General features: G+C 64.9%; 2 protein-coding genes and 1 pseudogene. 1 reads left to right on the top strand and 2 read right to left on the bottom strand.

What is annotated here, in order from left to right:
- Window positions 1-368 (top strand): annotated as a pseudogene (locus tag MET2598_RS36935) (hypothetical protein); the annotation flags it as partial.
- Window positions 369-504: 136 nt separating this feature from the next.
- On the opposite strand, the gene MET2598_RS0119490 reads toward MET2598_RS36935, so the two are convergent.
- Both MET2598_RS0119490 and MET2598_RS0119485 read right to left on the bottom strand, forming a co-directional pair.
- On the bottom strand, window positions 505-1,305 hold the full coding sequence (locus MET2598_RS0119490) for a helix-turn-helix transcriptional regulator (RefSeq protein ID WP_026190823.1): 801 nt from the start codon (window positions 1,303-1,305) through the stop codon (window positions 505-507).
- Window positions 1,306-1,428: 123 nt separating this feature from the next.
- Window positions 1,429-5,718: an AMP-binding protein gene (locus MET2598_RS0119485; RefSeq protein ID WP_026190822.1), complete on the bottom strand. Its 4,290-nt coding sequence runs from the start codon at window positions 5,716-5,718 to the stop codon at window positions 1,429-1,431.
- Between the last annotated feature and the right edge of the window lie 282 nt (window positions 5,719-6,000).

The following is a 6,000-nucleotide window of genomic DNA, read 5'->3' as shown; positions in this document are numbered from 1 at the left end:
TGGTGGGCGGCGCGGGCAATGACGGGCTGCGCGGCGGCGACGGGGCCGACTGGCTCGTGGGCGAGGCGGGATCCGACACGCTGAGCGGCGGGGCGGGCGACGACGTCCTGTTCGGCGGGGCCGGTCCGGACACGGTCCAGTACGCGAGCGGCGACGGGCGGGACGTGGTGCGCGACTTCGTGACGGGCGGGGCGGAGTGGGACGTGATCGCGTTCGGCCCCGGCCTGTTCGGCTCCTTCGCGGCCGTGCAGGCGGCGACGCAGCAGGTGGGGGCGGACGCGGTGATCACCGCCGGGGTGGGCGAGTCGCTGACCCTGCAGAACATCCAGGCCTTGAGCCTCTCCGCCCGGAACTTCACCTTCGCCTGACCGCCCGATCACCTGGCCACTTGGGCGCGCCCGGGGGCGGGCAGCGTCGGTTGCCGCTCCGAAGGCGGCCCCGACCGGGGCCCCGCCCCTCCGAGGGCGAGGGCCGCGCGGGGCGCGCCGCGCGGACCGGCGCCGCTCACGGGAGCCGCGTCCGTCGGAGTTCGGACGGCGTGACGCCGAACAGTCGCTTGAACCTGTGCGTGAACCGTGACTGCGAGAGATACCCGCAACGCTCCGCGATGCGTCCGATCGGCTCCATGGTCGTTTGCACCAGGTGCAGGCCGTGGCCCAGTCTCGTCCTCTCCACCACGGACCTGATGCCCGTGTCCTCCGCCCTGATCCGCCTGCGCAGCGTCGTCGGGCCGACGGCGAGCCGCGCGGCGAGGCGCTCGACAGTCCACTGACCCGCCACGTCTTCGGACACGATGTCGTGGATTCGATGGCTCAGGCTCCGACGGGCGGCAAGGCCGCCCACCTGCCGGTGACCAGAGAGATAAAGCAGCTGGAGGATTTCCTGCCTGCGAAAATGCCACAGTTCGGGCTGCGCGAAAGCGGACCATTCGATGTATTGTTGGAGTGTCTTGGCCAGGGTGCAGCCGATCTCCCCTTGAACCAGGGTCGGCTCTTGCGGCGGGCTCTCCTTGAACTGAGCGAAACCGGCGTATTCAAACTCGATGAGCAGGGCGAGGTACTCCTCGCTCGGAATGTTTCTCATGTCTATTTTGGTGGTGTTGGGCAGAAACAGAAAATTCTGCGCTGGACACACGATGTCGTCCGCTTTTCCAAGTTTCTTGACGCCCGCCATGACGCAGATCAGGAGCGGCTTGCTGATCGGGGCATTCAGGATGCGCTGCTCCTTGAGGGATGTGTAGACCGAGAATGGCCGCGGCGTTGCGGCCGTCGCATTCCGCTTGATGGAGAGGATGAGGTCCCGCATGGGCTCACAGGCGGTCACGGCGGACCTCGAACGTCACGTCATCCTACCGGCTATTCTCACGACGTCGAGACGCCCTCCCGCCCGGCGGCGGGAGGGCGTGTCACGGCACGCCGCGGTTCGACCTCAGGCCGCGCGCAGTGCCGGCATCGTCGGGCGCGGCGTCTCGCTCCTCGCCGCATCGACGATCATCGCGATCTCGCGGATGGTCTGCGCCGCGATGAGATCCGATGGCGATAGCGTCAGCTTCTGCTTGGCTGTCGAGAACTCGGCCTCGAGCGTCGCGGTGAACTGGACGACGCTCAGCGACGCGAGGCCACATTCCTGGAGGCTCCACTCCGGCTTGGCCGCCAAGCCCGACGTCCGGCTCACCATGTCGAGGATCGTCGCGAGCGTGTCCCTCTCCGGCCGCCCGGCCGCGCTCTCACCCGTCAGAAGCCGCAGGGACGCGCCGAATCCCCGTCGGATCACGCTCTCGAGAGGTTGGACCAGCTTGCCGAAGATCACCACCAGGCCGACAACATAGAAGTATTCAAACCATTGAACAGGGACCGGCTGTGGACTGAACCAGTAAAACTCCTTCCGATAGCTCCACCAGTTCCACCACTCTCCGTGCCGCGTGAGAGCAAAATACCACTGGCCGACCATTTGATGGAACAGGAAGCAGGCGTAGGCCGTCGGAGCGAGCGTCTGTGAGAGGGGATCGGATCGCAGGATCCGCGCGGTGAGTCCCCGTCCCGTGCTCAGGGCAAAGAGCCAGAGCAAGGTCACGGGAGCCCACACTCTGGAGTTGATCTCGTCCCAGGTCCGATTGACGATGCCGGGATCCATGAAGCTGTCCGCCGCGTCGGGGCGCAGAAAGAAGGTTTCGAGGGACGCGCGCGACAGTTCGGGCCCGTGCGGGATATAGCCCTGCATCACGTGCGCTGCGCTGTACAGGATGATGAGCGCCGTGATCGCGTCAGCGACGTAGCCCCATATTACGGAGTGTCGCTGCTCGTGGGGGCGAACGGCGTCGTACAAGAAAGCGACGCAGATCCCTCCCACAAAGTAGAGCATCCAGAATGGGGCAAACAGATAGAATCCTAGCATGATGAGATTATCTGTCCCAGCCATTTGGATCTGGGATGCGTCCGGGCTGATCTTTGTGCCGGTCGATTGATCGAAGAACGGATAGCCGATGGCGTCGGTCGCGTATCCGTACCAGAAGGCGAGCAGAATGAACAGATTGATCCCAACCACGACGCCTGCAATCAGCAGCAAATGTCGTGTCATTCCCCGTCTGACGTAAAATAGATTGTAAATGAAGGGGAATATGATAAGACATTGAAAATACATCGATATGAACCATAAGTAGAAACCCAGGAACCACGACGCGGTCCACAGCGGTGTCGCCGAGAGCCCCAGGCCGTAGATCAGCAGAGTGGAGGAGAAGTTGGCGATCCAGGAACTCTGCAGCAGCGGCGTGCCTTCGCAGAAGGTCCGGCTGACATCCCCGGATAGGGCGTTCCAGTGGAACACGCTCGAGAAGGTTCCCGGCTGGCAGCTCGGCAGCAGATTGACGACTGCAAGCAGGAGAGCGAGCGCGTAGAGGGGATACATCGCCAATATTCGGGCGCGGACGAACGCGGCCTTCCGCTGGATGGGGGCTGGCATGGACCCCGCCAGCGAGAAGCCCGCGACGACGAAGAAGGCGTGCACATGCCAGGGAAACTGGCGAAGGTTGGCGAAAGCCCCCCACGATTGGTCGGAGCCGATGTGCATGAACATGACGTAGCATGCCAGCAGGAAGCGCAGGCCGGACAGCGTCGACCAATCGACCTGGGGTGCGGCGCCGGTGCGGCTGCTCCCGTCCGATCGTCGGACGCCGCCACCTGCCTCGCTCGTCAAAGGCCGGGCCGGCTCGCTATCCGACACGCCCAACGCATCTGCGAGGCCGTTTCGGATGTATTTCTGGGTTGTCGTTCTCGGAAGTTGATGCTCCTCGACGAGCTTCCATCGGGTGGGATATTTGAACACGGCCAGCGCGTTGCTTCTGAGAAATTCCCGCAATTCCCGGATCGCTTCGGCCTGGGTGATGTTGCCGGGCGCCGAGGAGGCCAGGACCACGGCGCAGCCGACTTCTTCTCCGTAGAGGTCCGATGGAACCGGAAAGCAGACCGCGGTGCCGACCCATGGATGCCGGGACAGGACCGCCTCGACATCGAACGGCGATACTTGCTCTCCGCCCCGCTTGATGAGTTCCTTGATTCGACCTCTCAGAGCGAGCGTTCCGTCCGGGTCCATCTCGCCGAGATCGCCTGTCAGGAGCCAGCTGCGGAGAACGTGATCCTCGTGCGAGCGCAGCAGGAAGCGGGACTGCCGGTTGGCCGGAGGGTTGTCCGAGTAGCCGGCGAACACCGTCGGGCCCGAGATCGCCACCTCTCCGGTGACGCCGAACGGGACGGGACGCAGCGTGGCGGGATCCACCACCGCCATCGAGGCGACGATCGGGACTCCGACGGAGTCGGGCTTCTGCTGCCATCCCTGGCCGGTTCTCGGCGGCTGGCAGATCGGCATCTGCTCGGACATGCTGTAGGTCGCGACCACCTCACAGCCGAACGTCGCTTCCAGCGCGGCGCGATCGGGCTCCTTCAGAGCCGCCGCCCCCGATCGGATGAAGCGAAGATGATGATCCCGCAGCTTGCCGTCCCGGTCGAGGTAAATGGCACGGTTGTCGAGCAGGTACCGGGTCGTCGCGTTGTGGATCGTCGGAACGGCGGAGTACCAAGTCGGCTTGGGGTTGGAATGGAGGAGCGCTTCCACCATGCCCCGCGGCGTGTATGCCCCATCGCAGGTGATCGAGGCGCCCACCGCGATGCTGCACAGGACGGAGGCGCTGAGCCCGCCGATGTGATCGAGCGGCATGACGCTGTAAGTCACGTCGCTGGCGGTGATCCCGAGCCCATCGGCCAGAAGGGCCGCATTGAGCACGAGATCCCTCTGGCGGAGAGGAACCAGTTTCGGAACGGACGTGCTGCCCGACGTGCGAAGCAGGATGCACACGGCCTCCGGCGGGTTGGCCAGAACCGGCAGGTGTTCGAAATCGCCGCGAGTCTCGGCGTACCGAAACAGGCCGGGAGATGCGGTCGATGCAACGGCGCGGTGCAGGGTGGCCTTGCCGGCGCGGACGAAGCCGTCGATCGCGGCGGATACGCCCGGCGACGAGACGCCGTCGAAGGTCACGACGTGCGCGACGCCGCACGAGTCGAGAGCTTGGGTCGCATCCGCCTCGCTCATGCTCGGCGTGAGGGGCACGGCACAGGTTTGGGACGCGATCGACAGGAACGCAGCGGCGGCCGTGGCGCTCCCTCCCGGGGGGGCCAAGTAGGCGACGACGTCGCCAGCCCGCACGCCGATGCGGCGAAGGTCGCCGTCCCCTCCGGGCCGGCAGAAATCGAGGAACTGGCCGTACGTCGTGTGCACGGAAGGATCGCTCCCGCGCGCCCAACGCAGGAGAGGGGCCTCGGCAGGACGCGCCGCGAGCATGCCGGCGATCGTGTCCGGCAAGCCATCCGTGTCGCTCCGCACGGCGGCCACTTGCACGTCGGTCGCGACCGACCGGAAACTGCGTGCGCTCGACATCCTCCAGGCGATCGCCTCGGATCCGTCCGGCTCCCCGGATCCCGTCTCTTCACCCGCGAGGCATCGCCTCACGTTGTCGCAGATCTCGGTGTCGTCGCGCTCGGCGCGACCGATCTCGTGACCGCCCCTCAGATAGAACACGCTCGTGCGCCGCGGATCGGTGGTGAGCGCGAGCGATTCCGACCATGACTTGAGGTCGTCGTTGCGGCCGATGAGGTGAACGCATCGCGTTCCCGAAACGACGGACGGGCCGGCGCCCAACCCGGCACGCATGCGCAGGTCGGGGAACGGGATCGAGGCGCCCGCGCACGCCGCCACCATCCCACGAGCCGGCATTCGCCCCTGAAGCCCGTGCGAGGGGTCTCGACCCGTGCGATCCCGCAAGGCGGAGATCAGCGCATCGTCGTGGGCCAAGCCATTCACCAAACTCGCGATGACCCCGCCTTGGCTGAAACCGTAGATTCCGTCGAACGGCCCATACTCCTCGATCTGCAGAAGGACCGTTTGGACGGCATCGCAGATCGCGCCGAGCAGGACGCGGCCATCGACCGCTCCAGGATGATCCGACGGGAGCCAGGAGTACCAAGGTCCACTGACCAGATCTCCGAGATCCGCGATCCCTGGACCGGCTTCCTCGACCGCAATGGGTCCATTGACGTACAAGATATCGAAATCTGAACTCGTTACTCTTAAATTTTCCAATTGCATTCTGGTAACAGTGCTGTTGCTGCCGTAGCCATGAAGCGCCAGAACGCGCGGTCTGGAGATCGTTTTGCTATTGGAACTTCCCATTTCTGTATTCCTTCCATTTCATGGCCCAAGAAGACGGTGGCTCGATGTCCTGGCTCGACGAGAATAAATTTCGTCCAGAAGCCGGACACGCCGGATCCGATTTTGGATCGGCCGTTCCGTGCCGTCTTGAGCCGGTGGAAGTTCATTCCACCTCGGTGAGATCGATCGACATGGTGTCTCCTCCCTTGGGGCACGGGGCGTCCCGTTGCATCGGCACGGCCGGCGATTGAGCAGCGGGACGCAATGCAGGGGCGGCAGTCACCGCCCACGGCGACGAGGCGA

It is taken from the genome of Methylobacterium sp. WSM2598 (genome assembly GCF_000379105.1).
GTDB lineage: Bacteria > Pseudomonadota > Alphaproteobacteria > Rhizobiales > Beijerinckiaceae > Methylobacterium.
This window is presented reverse-complemented; position numbering and strand designations above follow the sequence as displayed.